22 protein-coding genes are annotated in these 23,812 nt (G+C 62.5%); 6 read left to right on the top strand and 16 right to left on the bottom strand.

Features of this window, described 5'->3' with window-relative positions:
* Positions 1-347 precede the first annotated feature (347 nt).
* A complete protein-coding gene (locus T3A99_RS17860) occupies positions 348-2,228 on the top strand; it encodes a sigma-54-dependent Fis family transcriptional regulator (RefSeq protein ID WP_322834634.1) in 1,881 nt (626 codons plus the stop codon).
* Between the two features lie 8 nt (positions 2,229-2,236).
* On the opposite strand, the gene T3A99_RS17855 is transcribed toward T3A99_RS17860, so the two are convergent.
* From T3A99_RS17855 to T3A99_RS17845, 3 genes are all read right to left on the bottom strand, one after another.
* Positions 2,237-2,566: a hypothetical protein gene (locus tag T3A99_RS17855; RefSeq protein ID WP_047229012.1), complete on the bottom strand. Its 330-nt coding sequence runs from the start codon at positions 2,564-2,566 to the stop codon at positions 2,237-2,239.
* A 227-nt stretch (positions 2,567-2,793) separates the two neighbouring features.
* Complete coding sequence (locus T3A99_RS17850) at positions 2,794-4,005, bottom strand: cytochrome c biogenesis protein DipZ (RefSeq protein ID WP_047228960.1); 1,212 nt, start codon at positions 4,003-4,005, stop codon at positions 2,794-2,796.
* A gap of 178 nt (positions 4,006-4,183) precedes the next feature.
* A complete protein-coding gene (locus T3A99_RS17845; protein WP_322834633.1) occupies positions 4,184-4,447 on the bottom strand; it encodes a DUF2790 domain-containing protein in 264 nt (87 codons plus the stop codon).
* Between the two features lie 232 nt (positions 4,448-4,679).
* Here T3A99_RS17845 and T3A99_RS17840 point away from each other — a divergent pair, with 232 nt between their 5' ends.
* From T3A99_RS17840 to T3A99_RS17825, 4 genes are all read left to right on the top strand, one after another.
* Positions 4,680-5,420 carry a response regulator gene (locus tag T3A99_RS17840; RefSeq protein WP_003202589.1) on the top strand — a complete coding sequence of 247 codons (741 nt, stop codon included), beginning with the start codon at positions 4,680-4,682 and terminating at the stop codon, positions 5,418-5,420.
* Positions 5,417-6,727 (top strand): ATP-binding protein, encoded by a 1,311-nt coding sequence (locus T3A99_RS17835; RefSeq protein WP_322834632.1) that lies wholly within the window; start codon positions 5,417-5,419, stop codon positions 6,725-6,727. Before T3A99_RS17840 ends, T3A99_RS17835 begins: the two co-directional genes overlap by 4 nt.
* 285 nt (positions 6,728-7,012) lie before the next feature.
* Complete coding sequence (locus tag T3A99_RS17830; protein WP_274091099.1) at positions 7,013-7,678, top strand: ferric reductase-like transmembrane domain-containing protein; 666 nt, start codon at positions 7,013-7,015, stop codon at positions 7,676-7,678.
* 18 nt (positions 7,679-7,696) lie between these two features.
* Positions 7,697-8,191 (top strand): DoxX family protein, encoded by a 495-nt coding sequence (locus T3A99_RS17825; protein WP_047228956.1) that lies wholly within the window; start codon positions 7,697-7,699, stop codon positions 8,189-8,191.
* A 123-nt stretch (positions 8,192-8,314) separates the two neighbouring features.
* Here T3A99_RS17825 and T3A99_RS17820 read toward each other — a convergent pair whose 3' ends face one another.
* From T3A99_RS17820 to T3A99_RS17810, 3 genes are all read right to left on the bottom strand, one after another.
* Positions 8,315-9,076, bottom strand: coding sequence for a DNA-binding domain-containing protein (locus T3A99_RS17820; RefSeq protein ID WP_322834631.1), 762 nt, complete (start codon positions 9,074-9,076; stop codon positions 8,315-8,317).
* A complete protein-coding gene (locus T3A99_RS17815) occupies positions 9,069-9,956 on the bottom strand; it encodes a DUF692 domain-containing protein (protein ID WP_322834630.1) in 888 nt (295 codons plus the stop codon). The genes T3A99_RS17820 and T3A99_RS17815 overlap by 8 nt, the downstream gene beginning before the upstream one ends.
* A 162-nt stretch (positions 9,957-10,118) precedes the next feature.
* Positions 10,119-10,505, bottom strand: coding sequence for an EF-hand domain-containing protein (locus T3A99_RS17810; protein WP_047228954.1), 387 nt, complete (start codon positions 10,503-10,505; stop codon positions 10,119-10,121).
* Between the two features lie 402 nt (positions 10,506-10,907).
* On the opposite strand from T3A99_RS17810, the gene T3A99_RS17805 reads away from it, so the two are divergent.
* Complete coding sequence (locus tag T3A99_RS17805; protein WP_322834629.1) at positions 10,908-13,481, top strand: EAL domain-containing protein; 2,574 nt, start codon at positions 10,908-10,910, stop codon at positions 13,479-13,481.
* On the opposite strand, the gene T3A99_RS17800 is transcribed toward T3A99_RS17805, so the two are convergent.
* From T3A99_RS17800 to T3A99_RS17755, 10 genes are all read right to left on the bottom strand, one after another.
* On the bottom strand, positions 13,476-14,474 hold the full coding sequence (locus T3A99_RS17800; protein WP_047228952.1) for a LysR family transcriptional regulator: 999 nt from the start codon (positions 14,472-14,474) through the stop codon (positions 13,476-13,478). The genes T3A99_RS17805 and T3A99_RS17800 overlap by 6 nt on opposite strands.
* 113 nt (positions 14,475-14,587) lie before the next feature.
* Positions 14,588-15,532, bottom strand: a complete 945-nt coding sequence (locus tag T3A99_RS17795; RefSeq protein WP_322834628.1) for a peptidylprolyl isomerase — start codon at positions 15,530-15,532, stop codon at positions 14,588-14,590.
* Positions 15,529-16,008 (bottom strand): YbjN domain-containing protein, encoded by a 480-nt coding sequence (locus T3A99_RS17790; RefSeq protein ID WP_076385216.1) that lies wholly within the window; start codon positions 16,006-16,008, stop codon positions 15,529-15,531. The genes T3A99_RS17795 and T3A99_RS17790 overlap by 4 nt, the downstream gene beginning before the upstream one ends.
* A 21-nt stretch (positions 16,009-16,029) precedes the next feature.
* Positions 16,030-16,677 (bottom strand): hypothetical protein, encoded by a 648-nt coding sequence (locus T3A99_RS17785; RefSeq protein ID WP_047228949.1) that lies wholly within the window; start codon positions 16,675-16,677, stop codon positions 16,030-16,032.
* 15 nt (positions 16,678-16,692) lie between these two features.
* Positions 16,693-18,384 carry a putative porin gene (locus T3A99_RS17780; RefSeq protein WP_322834627.1) on the bottom strand — a complete coding sequence of 564 codons (1,692 nt, stop codon included), beginning with the start codon at positions 18,382-18,384 and terminating at the stop codon, positions 16,693-16,695.
* Positions 18,385-18,423: 39 nt separating this feature from the next.
* A complete protein-coding gene (locus T3A99_RS17775; RefSeq protein ID WP_322834626.1) occupies positions 18,424-19,128 on the bottom strand; it encodes an energy transducer TonB in 705 nt (234 codons plus the stop codon).
* Between the two features lie 2 nt (positions 19,129-19,130).
* Positions 19,131-19,556 (bottom strand): ExbD/TolR family protein, encoded by a 426-nt coding sequence (locus T3A99_RS17770; protein WP_092455456.1) that lies wholly within the window; start codon positions 19,554-19,556, stop codon positions 19,131-19,133.
* 11 nt (positions 19,557-19,567) lie between these two features.
* A complete protein-coding gene (locus T3A99_RS17765; RefSeq protein WP_047228945.1) occupies positions 19,568-21,403 on the bottom strand; it encodes a DUF2341 domain-containing protein in 1,836 nt (611 codons plus the stop codon).
* A 17-nt stretch (positions 21,404-21,420) separates the two neighbouring features.
* Complete coding sequence (locus T3A99_RS17760) at positions 21,421-22,977, bottom strand: ShlB/FhaC/HecB family hemolysin secretion/activation protein (RefSeq protein ID WP_372241374.1); 1,557 nt, start codon at positions 22,975-22,977, stop codon at positions 21,421-21,423.
* 74 nt (positions 22,978-23,051) lie between these two features.
* Positions 23,052-23,654 (bottom strand): transposase, encoded by a 603-nt coding sequence (locus tag T3A99_RS17755; protein WP_047228943.1) that lies wholly within the window; start codon positions 23,652-23,654, stop codon positions 23,052-23,054.
* Between the last annotated feature and the right edge of the window lie 158 nt (positions 23,655-23,812).

The following is a 23,812-nucleotide window of genomic DNA, read 5'->3' as shown; positions in this document are numbered from 1 at the left end:
TTGAGTAGATGGACGACCTGGGCAGCAAAACCCTCGGTGCAGAGACATGGGACACCTCGTTTTTTATTATTGGCAGTCCGAACGGGTCGGTTGCAGACGCTAGAGCAAGGGCGGTGCCAGATACCGATAGAACCGGCGAAAGGCCCGGAACAGAGCCCTCGCAGCGCCTCCTCCGAGGGAATCCACCCACGCGCTGTGAGACGCGACATGTCAGCCTGCACGAGGTTTTGGCGAGACCGTGAGACGTGGCGTCTCACACTTGCCGGTGCGGCTCGCCGAGCTTGTCTGCGCACAACGAACGGCGCTTAATGAGCGCACAACGATAAGAAGCTGAAACGGAGGCCCGTATGCTTTCCGCTCACTCCCGGGCGCATGTGGATTGCGTCAGCCGCGTACTGAAAAACGCGGCGCAACTGCCACAGCTGCCCGTCCCGGACCTGATCCTCGACTCCTGGCGTCGCTCCATGGAGCAACATCATCTGGACCCCGGTTCGCTGCAGGGCCCGCGCATCCTGTCCCAGGACGTGCTCAAGCAATGCCGCGAGCGCTCGGAACTGTTCCTTAATATCGCCAGCGAAGAAGTCGCCCGGCTGCATGGTCGGGTGCGGGATGCCGACTACTGCGTGCTGCTCACCGATGCCCAGGGCCAGACCATCGATTACCGGGTGGAAACCACCATTCGCAATGACTGCCGCAAGGCCGGGCTGTACTTGGGCACCTGCTGGTCGGAGGGGGAAGAAGGCACCTGCGGCGTGGCGGCGGTGCTCACGGCCAAAACCCCGGTGACGGTGCACAAGCGCGATCATTTCCGGGCGGCGTTCATCGGCCTGACCTGCTCCGCCGCGCCGGTTTTCGACCCGCAAGGGCAGTTGCTCGGGGTTCTGGATGTCTCGGCGGTGCGTTCACCGGATGATCGACGCTCACAGCACCTGATCCGGCAGATGGTGGTCCAGAGCGCTCGGGAAATCGAACAGGCGTTTTTCATGAGCAGCGCCCAGGGCTACTGGGTACTGCGGGCCCATCGCAACGCCGGCTACGTCGACAGCCAGCCGGACTTGCTGTTCGCCTGGGACGACGACGGTTGCCTGCAAGCCCTGAACCCCGCAGCCCGCCAATACCTGCTGCAGCACTACGGCCAACTGCCGCAACACATCAGCCAGGTGTTCGACCAGCAACTGCTGCACCGTGCCCGCGACGAGCGTCTTTATCCGCTGTCCAGTCCCGGCATCGAGTCGCCTTTGCATGGTCGCTTGAGCGCGCCGCGACAGCGGGCCAATCCGCGCCCCCGGGTTGCCATGGCCCCGGTGGAGCTGGATCCTCGATTGGCCGACAGCCTGCGTCTGGCGGTACGGGTCAAGGATCGCAACTTGCCGGTGCTGATCCAAGGCGAAACCGGCTCTGGCAAGGAGGTATTTGCCCGCCAACTGCATCAGGCCAGCCAGCGCCGTGACCGGCCGTTCGTGGCATTGAACTGCGCGGCGATTCCCGAAAGCCTGATCGAAAGCGAGTTGTTCGGCTACGTTGCCGGGGCCTTCACCGGGGCCTCGGCGAAAGGTATGCAGGGCCTGCTGCAACAAGCCGATGGCGGCACACTGTTTCTGGATGAAATCGGTGACATGCCGCTGGCTTTGCAGACGCGCCTGCTACGGGTATTGGCCGAAGGTGAAGTGGCGCCACTGGGGGCGTCACGGCGCAGGGCCGTGGACATTCAGGTGATCTGCGCCACCCACCGCGACCTGGAGACATTAGTTGCCGCCGGCGGGTTTCGCGAGGATCTGTACTTTCGCCTCGGCGGCGCCCGCTTCCAACTGCCGCCGCTGCGTGAGCGCAGTGACCGGCTGGCGTTGATCAACCGCATTCTGGATGAGGAATCGGCGCAGTGCGGGGGGATGGCGCAATTGAGCGGCGCAGCCCTGGAATGCCTGCTCGGTTATCACTGGCCGGGCAATATCCGCCAGTTGCGCCATGTGCTGCGCTACGCCTGCGCGGTGAGCGAGGCGAGTGTGATCCAGCTCAGTCACCTGCCCGAGTCATTGCACTGCACACAAGCGCCTGTGGACGCACCACAACCCAGCGCCAGCCCGGAGCGTCAGATGCTGCTCGATGCGCTGGTGCGGCATCGCTGGAAGCCCACCGCCGCTGCACGGGCGCTGGGCATTTCCCGAGCGACCCTGTATCGAAGGGTTCACCTGCATGGCATCGAAATGCCCGGCAGAAGCCCGGCGTGAACCAACGCTTATCTTCGCGCCAGCGCATGCCGCACGCACTGTTCGTAGTAGGTCTGCTTGATGGCCGCGGGCTTGAGACGTGAAGCGCTGTTATAGGTCTGTTCGGTGATGCCCAGGGCGGTCATGCGCATCCACGGCCGGGGAAACTTGCGCACCTGCAACCTTTTACGCGCGCCGTACAAGGTGATCCCGGAAAGCTTCGACGCCTGGGCGCCGGCGGCAATGTCCGAACCCCAACGGCACACCGACTGCTGGTTTTTCGTCAGGGCCTTTGCCTGAGCCTCAAGCGAAACGGCGACCAAGAGACACGTCACCACGACCCACATAGAAATCCGCATAGGTTTGTCGCCCAACTTTCTGAAATAAAAGAAGTTTGACAACCTTGGAAAGAGCAAGGGGCCAGCACGGCTACGCAATTCCTAGTAGGGAGGGATTCATCTGTGGGAGCAAGGCTTGCCCGCGATGAACGATAACGCGGTTCAATTGTTCGACCGCGGTGCGGCTATCGCGGGCAAGCCTTGCTCCCACAGATCCCTTCGCCACAAGCAAGCTCCCTCGCCACGGGTTACTGGCTGGCCTTGGCTTCCTCCAACAATTGCTCAATCACCCGTTCCTGCTCGGCATACCGCCCTTCGCCAAAGTGGCTGTAGCGCACCTGCCCCTTGGCATCGATGAAGTAGTGGGCTGGCCAGTACTGATTGTTGAAGGCGCGCCAGATTGCATATTGGTTATCGATGGCCACCGGGTAGTTGATCCCCAGCTTGCGAACCTGCTCGCGCACGTTGTCGATGATTTTCTCGTAGCCGTACTCAGGTGTGTGCACGCCGATCACCACCAACCCCTCCTTCTCGTACTTGCGCGCCCAATCGTTCACATAGGGCAGCGTGCGCTGGCAGTTGATGCAGTCATAAGTCCAGAAATCCACCAGCACCACTTTGCCCCGCAGTGACTCGCTGCTCAAGGGTGGCGAGTTCAACCATTGCACGGCGCCCTCCAGGGACGGCATCTCGCCCTGAGGCTGAAGCGATTCCAGGGGGGCCGCGCTCGCCTTTTCGACCAGGTAATCGATGGCCTTGGGCACATTCTTCAGTACCCCCTGCTCCAGGGTCGCAGCCCCTTGGGAGGAGGTACTGGCCAACAGGCGATCATCGGCACCCGTGCCAATCGCCACGGCTGCCAGCAATACCACGACACCGGTACCCCGGCGCAGCCAGGTGGTGATCGGCAATGACAGCTTGAGGCGGTCGGCCAATCCGCGCCCGGCCAGGATCAGCACACCCAGCGACAAGGCACTGCCCAGCCCGTAAGCGAGCAGCAGCAGACTGGTTTCAGCGCTCGCGCCTTGCAGCATGGCCCCGGTCAGAATCACCCCGAGTATCGGCCCGGCACACGGCGCCCAGAGCAGCCCGGTGGCGACCCCGATCAGCACCGAGCCCACAGGCCCGGCCATCCGTCCGGCACCGTTATCGATACGGTTGCCCAGGCTCACCAGCGGCCGCGCCAGCCATATACCGACGCGGCTGAACATCAGCGACAAGGCGAACAGCACCATCACCCACAGAGCGATTTGCCGGCCAACGCTGCTGGCTCGCACCACCCACTCGCTGCTGACCACCGCCAGACTCGAAACCAGGGCAAACGTCAGCACCATGCCGGCCAGCGTCAGCAGTACCGAGCCCCGCGAGCGATTGGCCCGGGCAAACAGAAACGGCACCACCGGAAGGATGCAGGGACTGAGGATCGTCAGGATCCCGCCCAGAAAAGCAATCAAAAGCATGGCAACACCTCAACGGTAGGTAGATAGACTGAACACACCAAATCGGGCGGCGCCTCTGTGGGAGCAAAGCTTGCTCGCGATAAACGATGACGCGGTATTGCCAGGAATCGAGGCGCCTGCATCGCGAGCAAGCTTTGCTCCCACAGATTTACTGCCACAGGTTGGCTGCCACGGCGAGTCAGTTCTGGTTGCTGCAGTTGTCAGCCAGCTTGCGATAGTCCAGCGCCTGTTTGTGGCCCGCTGAGTCGAGGTAGGTCATGCGGGCATTCACCACGCCGCAGGCCGGGGTCGGATCTTCGCTGAGGGACAGGACCTTCTGGATATCCAGGTGGGTGCCATAGGCGTAGGTCTGAGCCTGGACATGACTCTCGGCCCGGGTCGACAAGGTGCAGATGTTCAGCGCGGCGAAAAGGCAGGCGGCGTAGACGGCTTTGGTGTTCATGGCGGTATCCTCGATGCATTCAATGGGTGTGTTTTTCGGCCGGGGCGTGTTGTGCCGCCTCGATGGATGCCATTGAATGCCCGTGAGGTATCGCGTCTGTATCGGGCAACGCGGCTTTTTGAATCCCTGTGTATCCGCCGCGCGCCAGATACACTGCAATACAAACCGCCGCGAGCCGGGCTGGCCGGCGCCTGTAGACTGATCACAACGAAACGCCAAGGGGCAGAACACCATGGATCACGTCGATCATGTGTTGATCGTGGATGACGATCGCGAAATCAGAGAGCTGGTGGGCAACTACCTGAAAAAGAACGGCCTGCGTACCACCGTGGTTGCCGATGGCCGGCAGATGCGTGCCTTTCTCGAAACGACTCCGGTGGACCTGATCGTGCTGGACATCATGATGCCGGGCGATGATGGCCTGGTGCTGTGCCGGGAACTGCGCGCCGGCAAACACAAGGCCACCCCGGTGCTGATGCTCACCGCCCGCAACGATGAAACCGACCGCATCATCGGCCTGGAAATGGGCGCCGACGATTACCTGGTCAAACCCTTCGCCGCCCGGGAGTTGCTGGCGCGGATCAACGCCGTGCTACGGCGTACCCGCATGCTGCCGCCCAACCTGGTGGTCACCGAAAGCGGTCGCCTGCTGGCGTTCGGCCGCTGGCGCCTGGACACCACTGCACGGCACCTGCTGGACACTGACGGCACCATGGTCGCCTTGAGCGGCGCCGAATATCGCCTGTTGCGGGTGTTCCTCGACCACCCGCAGCGGGTGCTCAATCGCGATCAGTTGCTGAACCTGACCCAGGGCCGGGACGCCGATCTGTTCGATCGCTCCATCGATCTGCTGGTCAGCCGCCTGCGTCAACGGTTGCTGGATGATGCCCGGGAGCCGGCCTACATCAAGACCGTGCGCAGCGAAGGCTATGTGTTCTCGTTGCCGGTGGAGATCCTTGAGGCGTCGGTATGACCCTGCCGCTGCGCTGGCCGCGCACCCTCGCCTCGCGCCTGTCGCTGATCTTCCTGATCGGCCTGATCCTGGCCCAGGGCCTGTCGTTCGGCGCCCAGTATTACGAACGCTACCAGAGTGCCAAGACCACCATGCTCGGCAACCTGGAAACCGACGTCTCGACCTCGGTCGCCATTCTCGACCGCCTGCCGGCTGCCGAGCGCCAGGCCTGGCTGCCGAAACTCGCCCGACGCAACTATGGCTACCTGCTCGATGAAGGTCAGCCAGGCCAGCGAATGCTTCCTGACAACGCCCCGGTGTCGGTGACTTCAATCCAGGAGGCCATCGGCCAAGCCTACGCCCTGACGTTCACCGACATTCCCGGACCGAAGCAGCATTACCAGGCGCACCTGCGCCTGGCCGACGGCAGCCCGCTGACCATCGACGTGCGCCCGGCGATGATGCCCCTCTCCCCCTGGCTCCCGGTGGTGTTGCTGGGGCAACTGGCGCTGTTGATCGGCTGCACCTGGCTGGCCGTGCGCATCGCCGTCGGCCCGCTGACCCGACTGGCCCAGGCGGTGGAAACCCTGGACCCGAATGCCCACAGCGTCCGCCTCGACGAAAAAGGCCCGACCGAAGTGGTGCATGCCGCCAAGGCGTTCAATGCCATGCAGGACCGTATCGCCGCCTACCTCAAGGAGCGCATGCAGTTGCTGGCGGCGATTTCCCATGACTTGCAAACCCCCATCACGCGCATGAAGCTGCGCGCCGAGTTCATGGACGACGGCATCGAAAAGGACAAGCTGTGTAGCGACCTGAGCGAAATGGAGCACTTGGTGCGCGAAGGTGTGGCCTATGCCCGCAGCATCCATGGCGCCACCGAAGCCAGCTGTCGCATCAACCTGGATGCGTTTCTCGACAGCCTGGTGTTCGACTATCAGGACATCGGCCAGGACGTGCAACTATCCGGGAAAAACGCCGCGGTCATCGACACCCGGCCCCATGCCCTACGCCGGTTGCTGGTCAATCTGGTGGACAACGCCTTGAAGTTCGGCGGCGCGGCGCAGATCCAGGTGCAGCGCACTGACAGCGGACAACTGGCGATTCAAGTGCTGGACCGTGGCCCCGGCATCAATGAGCAGGAGCTGGCCGAGGTGCTCAAACCGTTCTACCGGGTGGAAAGCTCGCGCAACCGGGAAACCGGTGGTACCGGGTTAGGGCTGGCCATCGCCCAGCAACTGGCGATCGCCATGGGCGGTTCGCTGACCTTGAGCAATCGTGACGGCGGCGGGTTGTGTGCCGAGTTGCGGCTCAGCCGGGAAATTTAACCCCGATCCACCTGTGGGAGCGAGCCTGCTCGCGATGGCGTCGGTATAGCCGACATCTGTGCAAGCTGCACCACTGCTATCGCGAGCAGGCTCGCTCCCACAAAGGTTCAGCCCCAGGCTTTAATGTACTCGGGCTTTGTATGCCAATGTGTCCGCCACAGGCACGGTTACACAGGCATGCAAACGCCCGAATTCCAGACACACCCCACTTACACCCGTTTGAAAAACTCCCTCGTGTTCCCGGTCGCTATTCAAGATCGGGCCCCACACCCAAGGAGCCTTCTCATGCCTGCTTCCACGTTTCGTTTCCAGGGCTGGTCGCTGTTCAGCCTGCTTGCCGCCCTGGTGCTGTTGATGACCGCACTGACCCTGGCGCTCAACCCGGACCTGACCGAGGGCGTGCGCAGCGCCATCCGCGCCACAGCCCGCTCATCCTTCGCCTTGTTTCTGCTGGCCTTTACCGCCTCGGCGTTCGCCGTGCTGGTGCCGTCGCCCCTGAGCCGGTCCCTGGTCCGCGAGCGACGCTTCATCGGTTTGGCCTTCGCGTTTTCCCATCTGGTGCACGCCGTGCTGATCTACAGCTATGGGCAGCTCAACCCCGAGTTCTGGCCGGGTCGCACCACCGTTGGCAATATCCCCGGCTCCGTCGGATACGTATTCATCCTGCTGCTGGCCCTGACCTCCTTCAAAAGCACCGCGCGCCTGATTGGCGGCAAAGCCTGGAAACGCCTGCACGTCAGCGGCATGTGGGTGTTGGTGGCGATCTTTGCCTACTCCAACTTCAAGCGCATTCCCATGAGTGCCTGGTACGTGCTGCCCTTCGGCCTGACCTGCGCCGCCATCGCGATTCGTCTGGTGGGCAAGCTCGCCCAAGCCAACGCGCGCCGAAGGAGTTCATCGCCGTTGGGCCGCGCAGCCGCCCCTCTGGTTGCCACTGACAGCTCGAATTGAGCCCTTGGGAGATCGATCATGTCTGCAGATGTTTTGAAAGGCCTGCGCACAACACTCGATCAGACCGGAACGTGGCTCGGGCCATTGGGCCTGCGCCTGTTCCTGGCCTGGGAGTTTTTCGAATCCGGTTGGGAGAAATGGCAGGGCGACAACTGGTTTGCCCAAATCCAGGCCGCGTTCCCCTTTCCCTTCAACCACTTGCCGGCCAGTTGGAACTGGGAACTGTCGATGTGGGCCGAACTGCTCTGCGCCCTCGCCCTGCTGATGGGCCTGGGCACTCGCCTTTCGGCGCTGGTGTTGATGGTCGTCACGGTCGTCGCCACCGCCGCCGTGCACTGGCCGGCGGATTGGTCAACCTTGAGTGAACTGGCCCAGGGGTACGCCATCACCAACAAAGGTCACGGCAACTTCAAACTGCCGTTGATCTATCTGGTGGCGCTGTTGCCGCTGCTGTTGCAGGGGGCCGGGAAGTTGAGTGTCGATGCGCTGCTCACTCGGGGATACCGCCGATAACATCGCCTGATACATATCCCTGTGGGAGCGAGCCTGCTCGCGATGGCGGTGGACCAGTCACATCGAAGTTGGCTGGAATACCGCTATCGCGAGCAGGCTCGCTCCCACAAGGAGGTTCTGCGCTTAACCGCCGGATTGCGCCTGCACCCCGACCACCCCTTCCCTGTGCATCTGGCGCAACAACATCACCGCGTTGTCCATGAATTCGTTTGAATCCACCCCCGCCTCCCGCGCCAGCGCAAACAACTGGTCGCGCCCAGCCAACCCGGGAAACTGCTCGATACGCTGCAACAGCCGCCAGGCCAACGGACTGAGCTCGGAAAAGCGCACCGCAAACCCAGGCGTTCGCCGCACCAGCAGCAGCGTCGGTTGCGGCGGTGGCGTCGTGGGCTGGTAGCCCGGCGCCAAGCGATGCACCGGCCAAAGGTACGCCAGCGGCCAGGCCAAAGGTGAAACACGCAAAGGCTGATCGAGCAATGCTGCCTCGTCACTGGCCGGCAGCGACTCGGCTTGCGCTTGCAGCAGTGCCATTTCGACCCACTCGTAGTGAGCCAGCTCGGCCACGAACGCCGGCTCCTCAGGCGACTGCCGGGCCGCGAGATAGCCCACGAACTCCCTGGCAATGTCTGCGAACCGGGGGGCGAGGCAACGATGCTCACGCAAGAAACGGCGTACGCAGGCCCGCCACGCCTCCTGCCCCAGCACGCTCACCAGTACCGGGAATGTGCCGCTGAGCAACGCACGCATGTTTTCGAAAATCAGGTCCCGATACACCTGCGCCCGAGCCACGTCCATGCCCGGCGGAATCGGGCAGTGATCAGGATCGCGCAGGTAGCGGGTCAACGCCTGCTGCTGTTGCTGCAGTGTCTGCATGATTTCAGCCATGGGCCACCGCCTGCCCCGGCTCGGCCTGATCCTGCAATCGGCGAATAGTTTGCAGTTCGGCGACCAGCACGGCGTAGGGCGGGAAATTGAAGTCCCGCTCGAGCAAGGTCGGCTGGACGCCGAAACGCGCGTAGGCCTGAGCCAGCAAAGCCCAGACCAGCGGTTTGACCGGCGCGCCATGACTGTCGATTTTCAAGGTATCGGACTCGTCGTAGTGCCCGGCCACGTGCATGCCCACCACCCGCTCAGGCGCAAGGCCAGCCAGGAATGCCTGGGGATCGAAGCCATGATTGACCGAGTTGACGTAGACATTGTTGACGTCCAGCAGCAGGTCGCAATCGGCTTCGTGCAATACCGCGCGGGTGAATTCCAGCTCCGTCATGTCTTGCTGCGGGGCGGCGTAATAGGAAACGTTCTCCACGGCCAGGCGGCGCCCCAGTACGTCCTGGGCCTGCCGAATCCGTGCCGCTACGTGATGCACCGCTTCCTCGGTAAAGGGCAACGGCAGCAAGTCATACAAGTGCCCTTCATCGCCGCAGTAACTCAGATGCTCGCTGTACATCGGTACATTGAAGCGCTCCAGGAAGTCGCGCACCTGCGCCAGAAACGCCAGGTCCAGCGGCGCCGGTCCGCCCAAAGACAGCGACAGGCCATGACACGACAACGGATAGCGTTCGGCCAGCCCATGCAAAGCGGCGCCGTGAGCGCCGCCAATGCCGATCCAGTTCTCCGGGGCCACTTCGAGAAAGTCGAAATCCCCAGCGGGGGCCTCGCGCAGTTCATCGAGCAAGGCGCGGCGCAGACCCAGGCCTACTGAGGGTTTGGTAATTGAGGGGGTGACCTGTACGGCGGGGCCTTTCAGGCCTGGATGTTGAGGCATGGCACATCTCCTTGGGGTAAGAGATGGGAAGCCATGAAGGGCGATTGCCAATCAGTCTGTAAAAACCAAACCCTGTGGCCAGGGAGCGGCTCCCTGGCCACAGTTGTTCGCTCGACAGGGCATCACTGGCGCCTGCCCCGTCAGGCTTCCCACCGGTGAAAGTCAGGACTCGATAGCCGCCCCGCACTTGCCCTCGCCGCATTTGCCTTCGGCGCTCTTGGCCTGGCCCGCCAGGTATTTCTCGGCCTCAGGCAACGAGATGCCGCCATCATGGTTGGCGTCGATCTTGTCGTATTCAGCCGCGCGCTCCGGCGCCGCCGCAATGAACTCCTCGCGTGAAACCTTGCCGTCGTGGTTGGTATCGGTCTTGGCGAATTTATCTTCGCCGCACTTGCCCTCAGCGGGTTTCTTCACCGTATCGGCCGCCGCCAGGGTGTAGCCCTGGGCCAGATCGTTCATGGTCAGGGCCGAGGCTGCGGTGGAAAGGCCAAGGCCGCCGACCAGGGCCAGACCGAGTGCAAGAGACGAACTGCTGGAGAAGTTGAGCATGGGGTGTTCCTCGAAAGATCAAATACGCCAGTCACCAGCACCGGGGATCGGTGTCGGCTGGCAGGCGTAGTTAACCGTCGATGTGTATCCGGGCTGTGTCGCCAGCCGAGGTGAAAACAAGCAAATGTATCCAGGCCGCCCTGCTACACACTGGGATACACGCCCATGCGCGCGTGGCCGGTCGATCCGAACGAGCGCGGCATCGTTGTGCAGATCGCCAAACAGCTGCCGGGGAATCGCCAGGACAAGGAATGAGCCAGGCCTCTGCGACGACCGTTTTGCCTGAAGGCCAATAGCCAAGCGCCTCTGCGCCGTGTCAACTGTCGGAACGGTTAAGTTAATTGAGCCGACAGCCGATACAGGGACGTGCGGGATATTTCGCGTTTAGCTGATGGCTTGTTTATGACTGAAGATGCTGGCAACGACTCCACTGTTTCGCCCCCAGGCCTGCCCAGCCAGAGCTTCACCCGTCGCACCTTCCCGGCCATCATGCTTTTGCTGTTCGTCATGTCAGCACTGGCTATCGCACTGTTGCTCAGCATTACCGGGGCCCAGGATAGGCGCGCCCGTGAACAGAGCCTGTTTTTCGCCCAGCGCGCCATCGACGGTATCCGCGCCGGCATCGGGCGGGACCTGAGTGACTATTCCAAGTGGAGCGACGCCTACCGGCATCTGCATGTCGAAATGGACAAAGACTGGGCCTATGACCAGGAAAACGTCGGCAGCAGCGTTTTCGGGCTCTACGGCTACCAGGCGGTGTTTGTCATTTCCCCGACCGGCAAAACCGTCTATTCGGTGATCAATGGCGATATGAGTGAGGTCGACGCCGACACGTGGCTGGCCGGTGACCTGCAAGGGCTGGCGAAGAAAGCCAGCGACCCGCAGAACCGCGATGAAGTCATCGTCGAGCTGCTGCATCACGACGGCGCTCCTGCGTTCGTCGCCGCCTCGGCCCTCACTGTAGGCACCGACGACAGCGTGCCCGAAATCCCGGGGCCGCCCAGTTTGCTGCTGTTCGTGAAAGTCCTTGATGCCGCCTCTTTGCAAAACCTGGCGCGAGACTTTGCCCTGCCGGATGCCCACATCACCCATGCGCCGGAGCAGATGGACACGGCCCGGATATCCCTTGACGGCCAGACCGGCGAGGCTTTGGCGTGGCGTCCGGAGACCCCCGGCAACGACCTGCGCAAGGCCCTGCTGCCCTTGCTGGTCCTGGCGCTGCTGGTGTTGGCCATCCTCGCGCTGGCGGTGCTGCGCCATGCCCTGGTCATGCTTCGCGCCCAGGAACGTCAATACGCCAGCCTGTTGGCCCACCGCAAGGCACTGGAACGTAGCGAAGAACGTTTTCGGGATATTGCCGAAGTGTCCTCCGACTGGTTATGGGAAGTGGATTCGACCGGGACGCTGACCTACCTGTCGGAACGTTTTGAACAAGTGACCGGCTTCAACCCCACACAATGGCTGGGCAAGCCCCTGCATCGGTTGCTCCATCCCCACGGTGGCTCGATTTCGATTGCCCAATGGCTGCTCGGCGGGGCCAACAGCGATTCGTCGGCCCCGTTGTTATGCGAGTACACCGCGCGCAATCAGCGTATCCGCACGTGCAAACTTTCGGTCCGCGCCATCGAAGCCGGCACCTTGGGCTTTCGGGGCACCGCCACCGACATTACCGAGGAGCTGCGGGCGCTGGCCCAGGTCAAGCACCTCTCGCTGCACGACCCGCTGACCGGGCTGGCCAATCGAAACCGGTTGTTCGATTGCCTCAGCGAACACCTGGACCCGGCCGACGGGGCACCGCTGGCGGTGCTGAACCTGGACATGGACCGGTTCAAGCCGGTCAACGATTCCCTGGGGCATGCCGTAGGCGACAAAGTGTTGCGGGAAGTGGCCCATATCCTTCAGCAGAACGTGCGCAGTTCCGACCTGGTGGCCCGTCTGGGCGGTGATGAGTTTGTCATCGTCATGCCCGATCCCGGCAGTCCCCGGGACCTGGAACAACTCTGTGAGCGCCTGATCGATTGCATGCAGCGCCCCATGCACCTGGACGGCAACACCTTGTACCTGGGCGTGAGCATCGGTGTGGCCTGGTCGCAACCCGGTGACGAGCGCGCCACTGAATTGTTGCGTCACGCGGACATCGCTTTGTATGCGGCCAAGGCGGCGGGCCGCAACACCTGGCGGGTCTATGAGGAGGCCATGGGCAACATGGCTCGCGATCGTCGGCGCTATGAGCAGCAACTGCGCGACGCCATGCAACGCGAACAACTGGAGCTGCGTTACTTGCCTCGCTTCGATGTGTGCGCCGAACAACTGCACGGCTTCGAGGCCCAGACTTTCTGGCACCATCCCGAGAAAGGTGAACTGGGTGGAGCGGACTTCATCCCGATCGCCGAAGCGTCTGGCCAACTGGAAGAGCTGGGAACCTGGATGTTGATCAACGTCTGCGAAGAAGCAGTGACCTGGCCCACCGCTGTCAACGTTTCCGTCGCGGTTTCGCCCAAGTGGTTCAGCAGCAGCTTCTTGCTCAATCAGGTGCGAACGGCCCTTGAGACAAGTGGCCTGGTCCCCCAGCGCCTGACCCTGGAAGTGGCCGAAGGGGTTCTGCTGATCGACCACAAAGCGGTCGCCAGTACCCTTCATGCGCTCAAGGACCTGGGCGTGCGCATCAATATCGACAAGTTCGGCACCAGCATCGCCTCCCTTCGCGAAGTACTGAACCAACCGTTCGACGGCATACGCTTTGATCGCAACATCCTGTCGCAGCTGGGCCTGGAACATGATCGCGAAGGCGTGCTGGCGATGATCCGACTCAGCCGCAGCGTGGGTCTCATGGTCACCGCCGAAGGCATCGAAAACGCCCGGCAATTCAGCCAATTGCGCAGCGTGGCCTGCGACCACGTACAAGGCCCCTACTTCGGCTCGGCCCTGGCCCGCTCGGAAATGGCCTCGTTCTTTACAACACCCCGGTGGTTATAGGGCATCGTTCTGGATGACTTGAAACCACTCTTTGCGCTCATCCAGCGTGTGCCGAATCAATTCGACAAGCATCTGCACTTGCGGCATGTCCAGGGCGTGACTGCCCACGGCCATCCATAACTGACGCTGCATCGGGTGCTCGAATACCCTCGGCAACGCGATCAGGCCACGGTCCAAGCCACTCATGTACTGAGGCAACAGACCGATGCAGGCGCTGCAACGAATCATTTCCAGCATCAACGCGTAGGATTGCACCTGCACCACGCCCGCGCGGCGTTGCTCCATCAGAGCGTTCCACGGCGCGAAGCTGTCCACCTGACCGTCTGGCTGCCATTGCACAAGCATGTAGTCGCTCAGGTCGTCCAGGCACTCGGGGCGGGTAGCCGGGCGTGAGTAGCGCTTGGCGATGTGTGGCACATAGTCCAGCCGTGCCAGTCGTTCGGGTGATTGTGTGGGGAAACTCGGCCCCGGTCCCAAGGCGTGCGAATCACTCAACCACAGCACCAGGTCGGCACTGATGGCTTGCAGCGCCAGCTCACTGTCCAGGGTGATAATCTGCAACCGCACACTGGCGTTGCGCCGCAGCAAAGAGATCAGGTCACGGCCCAGGATGTCGTGCAGAATCGACTCGGCCACGGCCAGGCGGACCCGTGGTTGATCATTGTGCGGCACTGAGCTTTCGTGGACCTGTGCAATCAATCGCGCCTGTAGCTGCCGGCCCTCGCGACTGAGGGTCAAGGCGCTGCCCTGGAAACTGAACAACGAGCGTTGCAGCGTCGCCTCCAGCTGCGCCAACTGCTTGCGCAGCCAGGTCGCTTTGACGTTCAGGCTGCGAGCCGCCTGCATGAAACAGCCGCAACGAGCACTGACCAAAAAACACTGCGCCACCTGAGGCGAAATGCCGGATGCCTGGACCAGCCAGGGCTCAGCGATGCGCGACGGTGAGCGATACTCGGTGACAGCCTGGCGTCCTGCGGGCTCGATGAATGACATAGGTGACTCCCTGTCGGTTGTACGGGATAAGCGTTGATGCACATTCCAGCCAAGCACACCTCCCGTGGCGAGGGAGCTTGCTCCCTCGCCACAAAAGCTTGGTGCGGGCTTGGCTAGCGCGCCTCCTCCAGCACCTTGCTCAACTGCGCGCCATCAATGCTCAGGGTCGCGGTGTCAAGCATGCCGTCCAGGTAAGCCTTGGCAATCTGTTCCTGGCGCTGGGCACGCAAGGCCTGGGTCAGGCGCTCGCGTACTTCCTCCAGGGTTGCTTCCCGGGGCGGCTGTTGTTCAGTGAGTTTGATCACATGGAAGCCCGCCGCGCTCTGCACCGGGTCCGATACGGCACCGAGTTTCAAACGCGCCACCGCCTCACGCACTGGCGGCACCAGTTGCTGCAACGGTTGCAGGCCACTGTCGCCACCGCGCTCGGCACTGGTGCGATCCTGGGAAAACCGGGTCGCCAGGGCGGCGAACTCTGCCGGCGACGCCTGGGCTTTCTGGCTCAACTCGACGGCTCTGCGGCGCGCCGCCTCCACTGTTTGCGGCTCGGTCGCGGCCAAGAATATCTGGCTGACCCGGTACAGCGCCGGCACTGCCCAGTTGGCTTTCCCTGCCTCGTAAGCCTGCTGCAATTCCTCCTCACTGGGATACTCGGCCGGCACCTGACTAACCGACTGCAAGTAATCACGAAACACGATCTGCTCAGCCGCCGCCCGGGTCTGGCTTTCCACCTCCGGGCGCTGACGCCAGCCCTGGGCATCGGCCTGTTCCAGCACGGCTTTTTCCGCCAGCCGCGTACGGATCCAACCCTCCAGGACCGCTCGGTTACCGAGCATCTGCTGACGAACTTCCGGCGCCAGCGCTGACAGCAACACTTTGAGCTCTTGCGGGCTGACTTGCTGGTTGCCCAAGCGGGCCAGACTCGGCGAATCGGCCGAGGCAACGCTGACGGTCTGCACCGCCGCTACCGGATCGCTGCCCGGCCTCAGGCCAAGCACAACAGCCACGGCGACCAGGCCCAACGCGGCGGCGCTGATAACAAAAGTCGGTTTTTTCACGATGCGGTGGCCTCCTCCAACGGCGGCTCGGCGGGTTCAACCTGGGGCTGCATCCGTGCCGCGTTCTGGCTGTACTCGCGCAGATAAACGATGAACTCCTGCAACAGGCGATCCCACAACTCCAGGTTGCTGCGCAAGTGATCTGCGCTGACACCTGCGGCGACCACGACATCCATTTCCATCACCAGGAACTCGCCCTGCACCGACAACCTTGCAAAACGCCGCGAAGCGTTCCATAGCTCGGCCAGACCGGCCGGCAACTCACCCTGTACCCGCAAGGCGCAGCTGAAGGTGAAGTCCAGATACTGATCAGGCGCGGCCGACAGGTTTCCGAAGCGCACCGCATAACCAATGCCCTGGCTGGCGCTAAGCAGTTGCACGATGCCGTTCTGTTCCGTTTCGTTGACCCGGTACCCGGCGGCTTGCAACAGCTCGGTCAGGGACGTTGGGCTGACGTGTTCAATCAATGAAGTCATGGTCGACTCTTCCTTGCGCTATCAATGGGTGATCGAGGCCTGGGGCGCATCGAAACGGTTCTTGTAGAGGTCATCGCCAAAGCCCTGGGCCAGCTCTTCGAAACGCACCCGGGTCTTGGCGGCGAAGGGCTGGCGGATTTTCATGACGTCGGTGACGTCAATGGTTTCGTAGGCGTGGAGCAGCGTCTTGGCGACTTCGTACATCTGCTGATTCTTGACCGAACATTGCTGCACTTGTGTGTCACGCTCACTCAGTTGAGCTTCCAGACGAGCACGTTCGGCTTCCTTGCCACGGGCCAGGACCAGCAACTCGTCATAGGCTTTCTTGAACTTGCCGATCTGGTCATTGCTGGCCGCCACCTGGGCCTGGGCCTGGCTGCGCAGGCTCTGCTCGTGCCCGGCCAATTGCTCGTTCAGGGCCTGGGCCTTGCTCAACTGCGCGGTCAATTGCTTGATCTGCTCCTGGGCTTGCCGGGCCTGGTCTTGCGCCGCCTGCCGGGCGGCGCTGGCCTGGGCCTGTTCACTCTGCAAGGTTTGCAACTGCGCGGTGGTGCTGCGCAATTGCGCCCGCAGGCGTTCTTCCATTCCTTCGCCGTGGGCCGTGCCGCTTAACAGCAGGCCCAGCACCAGCAACGCTACCGGACAATGGTTCATGGCTCGCCTTTTCATGAGGCCTCCCTGCGCTTAGAAGCGCGTGTTGATTTCAAGCTGCAAGACATCGATGTCATACGGCGCGCCGTACACCGCTTCGGAACTCAGCCAGCGACCGGTGGCGAAGACGTTGCTCGCCAGACCGTAGTTGCCGCCCAGGAAGTAACCTTTGGCATTGGTGCCACCCAGGTGAAACGACGAATCGTTGAAACCGTCCGGCAAGGCATCCGGCTGGATGTACTTGTAGCCGGCGAACAGGTTCCAGTCGCCCTGGCGCTTGAGTTCCAGTGAGTTGCCCAAGGTGAACTGGAGCATCCAGGCGTTGGCGCCGCTTTCCACCTCACCGTTTTCGTCCAGGTTGTTGGCGAACTGCCCTTCGGAGCGCTTGCGCATCTCGCCTTCGTCGTAGCCCAGGTTATGCACGTAGTTGGCCTGGCTGCGCAGTTTCAGGTCTTGCGGCAGATCGGTGTCCCACTGCAGATTCAGGTCCAGCAGGTTGAACTCCGAGGCCAGGCCGACATACTGCGGCTGTGGGGTGGTGGACGGGTTGAGAGGATTGGGTGTGATGTCCCGCAGCAGGAACACCGTGTTGCCCTTCTGCATGAACGCCACGCGCGAGCCATCGCTGTCGCAACCCGGGTCACCGGCCCACGGCTCGCATGGCGAGGAGCGCTGGCCTTCGATATCGTCGAAGCGGTAATAGGCCAGCGCGCCCTTGACGCGGTTGCTGTCGTTGATCGCCCAATTGGCCCCCAGCTGCGCCCCGTACAACCACTTGTTGTCGCTCTCCTCTTTGTCGGAACCGTTGCTGGTGCTGGTGTCGTTGGTGTACTCCACCGGGAACGCACCGACGGTGCCGAACAGGCCCCAGTCCTGATTGAGCTTGCGGTTGAAAATCGCCGCCACGCCGTCGAAGTTCAGGTCACCGGAATACAACAGGTCGGTGGCGTAAAACGGATTGGCGATTCGCCCGCCGGTCAGGGTCAAGTCGTCCGAGGGTTTCCAGGTCAGGTAACCCTGGTCGAGCCAGATGTCCTTCTTGCCGAAGCCGCCGCCCAGGGTCTGGGTGGTGGACACCGGGTTGTTGTCCGAGCCGGTGCCGATGCGAATGCCGGCGGTCCATTGCGGAGCGATCACCGCCTTCATGCCCAGGCGTGCGCGCAGGCGGAACAGGTTTTCCCGGTCTTCGCGAGTGTTGAGCAACGGCGGCAGACTGGAGCTGCTGTTGGGGTTGACGTCGTACGGTCCTCGGTCATTGAGCCGGGCGAAGTCGACGATTTCGTTGCTGTTGGTACCCGAGTAGTAGCGTGACTCATCGCGCAGACGAATGTCGCCATCAAAACTGATCCGCGAGACCCAATCCGGAAAGGTGTTGGGCTGGGCCCAGTTTTCCTGCTTGGCGGTGGCCATGACTTCAGCCTTGACCTGATCGCGAATCTGCTCGCGCACGATGTTTGGCACGTATTGCACCCGCACATCCCCCGGTGCGCCGGCCGGTGTTGCGACGACCGCCGTGGCCGCCTGGCGGGCCTGCACGGCTTCCCGTTCGGCCTGGGCGATCAAGCCATCGGCCTGGTCCTGCTTCAACACGCCCTGCTGTACCAGCAGGCGGATCAGATTGATCGTGGCGTTTTCCGACGGCGCCGGGGCGGCGGCCGCGTGCCCGGCCAGGCTCAATACAACCAGGCCGATTGCCCAAGACAATCGATTCACATTGGAAATCATCTGCACACAACTCCTGTTGGCAAACTTTCAAATATTCGGTTAACCCGGACGCCGTCCCTGCAAGGACAGGCGCACGGGCAAAGTCAGGGAGGCCGGTGGCCGCTCACTCAGAGGGGGAGCGCTGCGCAAGGCGGTGATGACTTGTTCATCCACTTGCCCGTTGCCGCTGGACTTGACCAGCTCGACCCGGGTGATCTCGCCCACGGCGCTCAGCCAGACGTCGGCCTGCAGTGAGAAGGCCAGGCTGCGCAGTTCGGGGTTTTCCCGAAGCAGGCGCTGGAAGGTGAACGCCAGGAACTGGCTGTAGGTGCCGTTACCCAGGCGTCCCCCTCCAGCCCCGGCCATGCCGCCGCCCTTGCCCGCACCGATGTTGAACGCGTCGTTGCCGGCCTGGGCATCACCGTCCATTTGCATGGGGTTCTCCAGGTCATCCACCGGTGACGGCGGCGCTTCTTCTTCGGGCTTGATCTCCTCGGGCTCCGGGGTCGGTTCTGGCTCGACCACTTTCTCCTCGACCTGGGGCTCCGGTTCCTTGGGTTTTTCCGGCGGCGGCGGGGGCGGCGGCGGCAGCGGAATAATGGTTGGCACCTTCGGCGCTTCACGGCGCACGCCACTCATGTCGTTGGCCCATTGCCACAGCAACCAGGCCGCCACGCCACCCAGCACCAGGGCGGCGGCCCACTTGAGCAGGCGCAGCGGCGCGTTCTTCACCGGGGGCGGGTTGATGGGAAGTTTGGCGGTCATGGTCAGCCCTGGCTCGGTTTGCCGGTCACGAGACCGACCTGTGACAGTTCCAGGCGCCGCAACAGATCCAGCACTTCGATGACTTTCTGGTACTGCACCGTGGCGTCGCCGCGCACGATCACCGGAAAATCCGGGCTCTGGGCTTTTTCGATACGCAGACGCTCCTCCAGCTCGCCCAGAGTCACCGGGTAGGCATCAAGGAACACCTGCCCGCCGTCATTCACCGAAATGGCCTTGGTCTTGGCTTCGGACAGCGACACCGAGGCGCTGGCCTTGGGCAGGTTGATCTGGATACCCGACACCTGTGCCGTAGCGGTGAGGATGAACATCACCAACACCACCATGAGCACGTCCACCAAAGGCGTGACGTTGATGCTGTCCACCGCGGCGTCATCGTCGTCATCGTGTGAAGCGTTTACGCTAGCCATGACTGCGCTCCTCAGGCCGGTACGGGCGATTGAACGTGATGGTCACGGCGATGCGCCGCTTCACCGGACTGACCTTCGCCGTGCATCTCCGCCAGGCGCGTGATGAACTCGTCGACGAACACCCGCATGTCGGCGCTGACTTCCTTGTTGCGGGTGATCAGCCGGTTGTAGCCAAACAGCGCAGGGATCGCGACGAACAAGCCCATGGCAGTGGCGAGCAAGGCCGCGGCCATGCCCGGGGCAATGGCGTTGATGTTCACGTCACCGGCCATGGCCGTGCCGAGGAACACCACCATGATCCCCAGCACCGTGCCGAGCAGGCCGATGTACGGCCCGCCGGCGATGGCGTTGGAGAGGGTCGAGAGTTTCGAGCTCAGTTGCTGGTTTTCCCGGGTGCGCACACCGTCCATGGAGCAGCGGATCGCTTCGATGGTGGCGGCCGACACCGACGAGGTATCGGCGCCCTGCTCGCGACGGGTGCGGATCTCCTTGACCGCCACCAGGTACAACCGCCACAGGGACGAATGTTGCAGGCGCTGGGCGAGGTCCTGATCGTCGGCGAACATTTCCAGGCGCGTGCCGATCGTGGCGAACTGCTCACGGAAGGCTTCGTTGGCGGCACTGAGGCGGCTGACCATGCGGTTCTTGCGGATCATGATGACCCACGACTGGAACATCATCAGCACCAGCACCGCGATGATCACCCAGGCGTCCAGCGGCACAGCGTTGAGCAGGAAACCCAGGCTGCCGAAACCGAAACCGGACTGCTCTTCATCGACACCATAGGCCACCAGTTTCGATTCAGCGCCCTGGGCATTGGCATCAGCCAACAGCAGCGGCGCCGCACGGGCGACCTTGGACAGCCGCACCTCGTCCATGGCCCCGCTGAACGGCACGAAAGCCCCGGTGGGAAGATCAGTTGAAGGGTCGGAGGCAAGCCCCGTAGAAAGATCGGCCCCCAGGGCCATCGGCGAATTGAACGCCGGCATCGCCACCGCCAGGCTCGCGGTTTCACGACCGTTGACGTACAGCACGACCCGGTCGCCCGAGGCGGTCAACGCCAGGTGTTGCCATTGGCCGGGGTTCAACGGTTGAGTCGAGACGGCACGCTGACCGTCAATGTCCAGGAATGGCACACCCTGGTTCACCCCCACCAACAGGCTGGCGGCGGCCTCACGGCGGGCCAGGATCACCTGCTCACCGCTGGCCTGATCCTGGCGCAGCCAGGCGCTGAATGTGAACGCCGCGCCGGCGCTGTGCTGCAATGAAGGGCTGGCCGGCAACAGCAGCGGCTGACCGTTGAATTGCAAGGCACGACCGATCACGCCATCGATGCTGGTTCCAGCGGCACCCTGGGCATTGTTGCCATACGCCGTGGCATCCCGGGGCGGTACACCGGTGGTGCCATCGAAGTGGTAAAGAGCGGTGTAATCCGGGTCGAAGGTCAATTGGCCGCTGCCGGTGGCCGGCGCCTTCTGGTTGCCGTAGTACATCCACAGATCCTGACGCTGGCCACCCTCCACGTTCGGTACATCGACCCAGATCAAGGCCATCCCCATCAACGGGTCGAAGCTTTCGATCTGGTGATTGAGCACGGTCTTGTCATCGGCACTGACAAAACGCAGGTCCGAGCCATCATCCTTGACACCGTCGAAGGTGAAGTTGCCGGTGTGCAGGCGTACCAGCAATGCGGTGCGGCCCAGGGCCTGGCTGATCGCCGCGCCTTGGGGCGTGGTGTCCACGGAAATCTGTTTGCGGTAGTGCCAGTCGTCCTGCCACCAAGCGTTGGCCGTGGCTGGAAGCACCAACCCCAGGCAGATAAACAGGGATAACAATAAGCGTTGCATGGACATGACTCCTAGGTTCAAAACGTCGCTTGCAGGTTGAAATGCAGGCGCGATTCCTGTTTCGAGGTGTTCGGCCCTTCGAGCAGCGGGTAGCCCCAATCGAGGCTGCCGGACAGCCATTTGCTCAGGCTCGCGCGAGTGCCGAGGCCGACACTGGCCAGGCTGTAATCCGCGTCCTGATCGGGCAGTTCGTCGCGCAAGTACAACTGCGCGCCTTCGGCGAAGGCGTAGAACCGCCACTCCTGGACATAACTGCCGAGGAACTTGGCAATGGAAGGTGTACGCAACTCCTGGGACAGCAGGTAGCCGTCATCCCCGGTACGCTCGGCGGCCAGATAACCGCGAACCGATGTCGCGCCACCGGCAGAGAATTGTTCGTTGGAAACCAGCGGCCCGGACGCCAGCTGGAACGCGGCTTTGGACGCGGTCTGCCAGTCGTTGGCGAAGGTGAAGGTGTAATTGCCGTCACCCTTGAGCACGGCAAAACTGGGGCTGGCGCGGTAGCGCTTGTAGTCGAAGTCTTCGTCGGAACTGCCATAGCCCAACAGGCTGCGGGTGCCCGCCACCAGGCTCAGGCCAAGGCCCAACTGGCTGTTTTCGGTGTAGCGAAAGCCGTTGTAGGCGAAGGTGAACGGCGCGTACTTGAGCGGTACTTTGTCGCTGGCGCCGCCCAGATTCAGCTCTTCCTCAAAGTCTTTGAAATCCACGCCAATGGAAAACGTATTGGCCCAGGCGGCGCTGGACGCCAAGGTGTAGATCGCCGAGACACCGTACGAATGGCCCCTGCCCAAGACGTTGCTGCCGCCGATGGTCGCCACGTTGCTGTCGGACTGGTAACCGGAGAACTGCACACTCCAGTGCTCGTCCAGCGGTGCGGTATAGGAGCCCGACCAGACCTTGGCGTTTTCGGTGTCCTGGGGCGCGGTGAAGAAGGTCAGCGAGAGGCTGTGACCCAATTGCCAAAGGTTGTTGTAGCCCAGGCTGGCGACTGTGCGCAGCTTCTCGGTGTCGGCGCTGTAATCGTTATTGAGCCCCAGGCTGGCTTGCCACGGGTTCTGATCCTCGACCTGCAAGTCCACATCCATGGTGCCGGGCCGCTGGCCCTCGCGCACCAACGGCATGACCTGGCGCCCCGGGGTCTTGTTCAACTGCGCCAACTCGGTCTGGACCTGGGCGAAATCGGGCACCTCGCCTTCCTTGAGCGCGGGCACGTCCTCGCGGATCTCCACGGGCGAATAATGCTTGGCACCCACCACGCGGACTCGGCCGACCTTGGTCTCGCTGACCTGCAGGTAGACGATGCCGTCTTCGACTTTCTGCTCCGGCAACTCGACGAACACCGATTGATAACCGCGCGCCTGATAGGCCTTTTGCAGCGCCTCCCGGGCCCCCTCAATATCGCTCAAGGCCTTTTGCGGGCCGAGGAACGGGTACACCGCCTCCTCGATGGCCCGGGCATCGAGCACGGTGTTGCCACGCACGAAATACTCGTTCACGTCCACCAGGCGAGCCGGGGCCGATTCGACTTCCTGCTGCGCTTGCGCGGCGAACGCCGACGGCCCCCCGACCGTCAACACCAACCAGCCCCACAGCGCTGGCCGCGATTTGAAGAAATGCTCCACACCACCCCCTGAATTCAAAGTACCGCTCAATTGCTTGCAGTCGATGTCGTGGCGTGCCGCGCCAGCCAGGTGTGCAGCAGCGCGAAATTCAAGGAGAACTCCGGCATTTGCAGCAAGGCACCGCAGAACACTTCACCGATTATTTTCTGGATGAGCCTCACCGCCCGCGCATCGCCCAACAGCGTGGCGAGGTCTTTGCTCAAAACGTCGAAGCGCCAGACCTTCTGGTTCAGGTCCAGGCCGACGAACCAACGGAACAGCAGGTTGTAATTGAGTTGTTCGTAGAGTTGCTGCTCGCTGGGCACCGAATAGAGCAGTTGCAGTAAAAGGATGTGCATGACGGTCTGCGGTGCGATCAGCATCTCGGCGCTTGCGGTGAGGCCTTGCAGCACGTCGCGGTGGTCGTCCAGCAGGTCGTCGATTTGCGGACGCAGCAACACCAGTGAATGGCCTTGCGGGATGTAGCTGGACACTTCCTTGAGTGCGCCCTGCCAGTCATCCTGGGAAACGATCCAGACCCACGGTGCGCCGTAGCGATACACCGAGACCGGCTGCTTGCGCGCCGCCTCGACGATCTTCGACAACCGCTGGTCAAGCTCCTGCATGCCCACTTTCGAATAACGTTCCATAGTTCCCATCGCCTCACTCCCGGCTGCCTGCCCCGGCTCCAAACGACCTTGCAGGTCCCCTCGAACACGTCACACAGGCTTGACGGGAATGGCGATGTGCTACCGAACTTTTGTCATGAAAGCTTCATTTTCGATGAGACGGATGGAGGGGGATTGCG

The sequence above is a fragment of the Pseudomonas sp. N-137 genome (assembly GCF_034555295.1).
Classification (GTDB): domain Bacteria; phylum Pseudomonadota; class Gammaproteobacteria; order Pseudomonadales; family Pseudomonadaceae; genus Aquipseudomonas; species Aquipseudomonas rhizophila.
Note: the sequence above shows the minus strand (reverse complement) of the source record. Positions and strands in the feature narration are given on the sequence as shown.

Excerpts from the sequence above, each read along its gene's own strand:
- T3A99_RS17805 (WP_322834629.1), top strand. The coding sequence starts at position 10,908 with ATGACTGAAGATGCTGGCAACGACTCCACTGTTTCGCCCCCAGGCCTG.
- T3A99_RS17770 (WP_092455456.1), bottom strand. The coding sequence starts at position 19,556 with ATGGCTAGCGTAAACGCTTCACACGATGACGACGATGACGCCGCGGTG.
- T3A99_RS17815 (WP_322834630.1), bottom strand. The coding sequence starts at position 9,956 with ATGCCTCAACATCCAGGCCTGAAAGGCCCCGCCGTACAGGTCACCCCC.
- T3A99_RS17830 (WP_274091099.1), top strand. The coding sequence starts at position 7,013 with ATGCCTGCTTCCACGTTTCGTTTCCAGGGCTGGTCGCTGTTCAGCCTG.
- T3A99_RS17810 (WP_047228954.1), bottom strand. The coding sequence starts at position 10,505 with ATGCTCAACTTCTCCAGCAGTTCGTCTCTTGCACTCGGTCTGGCCCTG.
- T3A99_RS17790 (WP_076385216.1), bottom strand. The coding sequence starts at position 16,008 with ATGACTTCATTGATTGAACACGTCAGCCCAACGTCCCTGACCGAGCTG.
- T3A99_RS17850 (WP_047228960.1), bottom strand. The coding sequence starts at position 4,005 with ATGCTTTTGATTGCTTTTCTGGGCGGGATCCTGACGATCCTCAGTCCC.
- T3A99_RS17855 (WP_047229012.1), bottom strand. The coding sequence starts at position 2,566 with ATGCGGATTTCTATGTGGGTCGTGGTGACGTGTCTCTTGGTCGCCGTT.
- T3A99_RS17820 (WP_322834631.1), bottom strand. The coding sequence starts at position 9,076 with ATGGCTGAAATCATGCAGACACTGCAGCAACAGCAGCAGGCGTTGACC.
- T3A99_RS17800 (WP_047228952.1), bottom strand. The coding sequence starts at position 14,474 with ATGTCATTCATCGAGCCCGCAGGACGCCAGGCTGTCACCGAGTATCGC.
- T3A99_RS17840 (WP_003202589.1), top strand. The coding sequence starts at position 4,680 with ATGGATCACGTCGATCATGTGTTGATCGTGGATGACGATCGCGAAATC.
- T3A99_RS17775 (WP_322834626.1), bottom strand. The coding sequence starts at position 19,128 with ATGACCGCCAAACTTCCCATCAACCCGCCCCCGGTGAAGAACGCGCCG.
- T3A99_RS17845 (WP_322834633.1), bottom strand. The coding sequence starts at position 4,447 with ATGAACACCAAAGCCGTCTACGCCGCCTGCCTTTTCGCCGCGCTGAAC.
- T3A99_RS17780 (WP_322834627.1), bottom strand. The coding sequence starts at position 18,384 with ATGATTTCCAATGTGAATCGATTGTCTTGGGCAATCGGCCTGGTTGTA.
- T3A99_RS17825 (WP_047228956.1), top strand. The coding sequence starts at position 7,697 with ATGTCTGCAGATGTTTTGAAAGGCCTGCGCACAACACTCGATCAGACC.
- T3A99_RS17755 (WP_047228943.1), bottom strand. The coding sequence starts at position 23,654 with ATGGAACGTTATTCGAAAGTGGGCATGCAGGAGCTTGACCAGCGGTTG.
- T3A99_RS17765 (WP_047228945.1), bottom strand. The coding sequence starts at position 21,403 with ATGCAACGCTTATTGTTATCCCTGTTTATCTGCCTGGGGTTGGTGCTT.
- T3A99_RS17785 (WP_047228949.1), bottom strand. The coding sequence starts at position 16,677 with ATGAAAAGGCGAGCCATGAACCATTGTCCGGTAGCGTTGCTGGTGCTG.
- T3A99_RS17860 (WP_322834634.1), top strand. The coding sequence starts at position 348 with ATGCTTTCCGCTCACTCCCGGGCGCATGTGGATTGCGTCAGCCGCGTA.
- T3A99_RS17835 (WP_322834632.1), top strand. The coding sequence starts at position 5,417 with ATGACCCTGCCGCTGCGCTGGCCGCGCACCCTCGCCTCGCGCCTGTCG.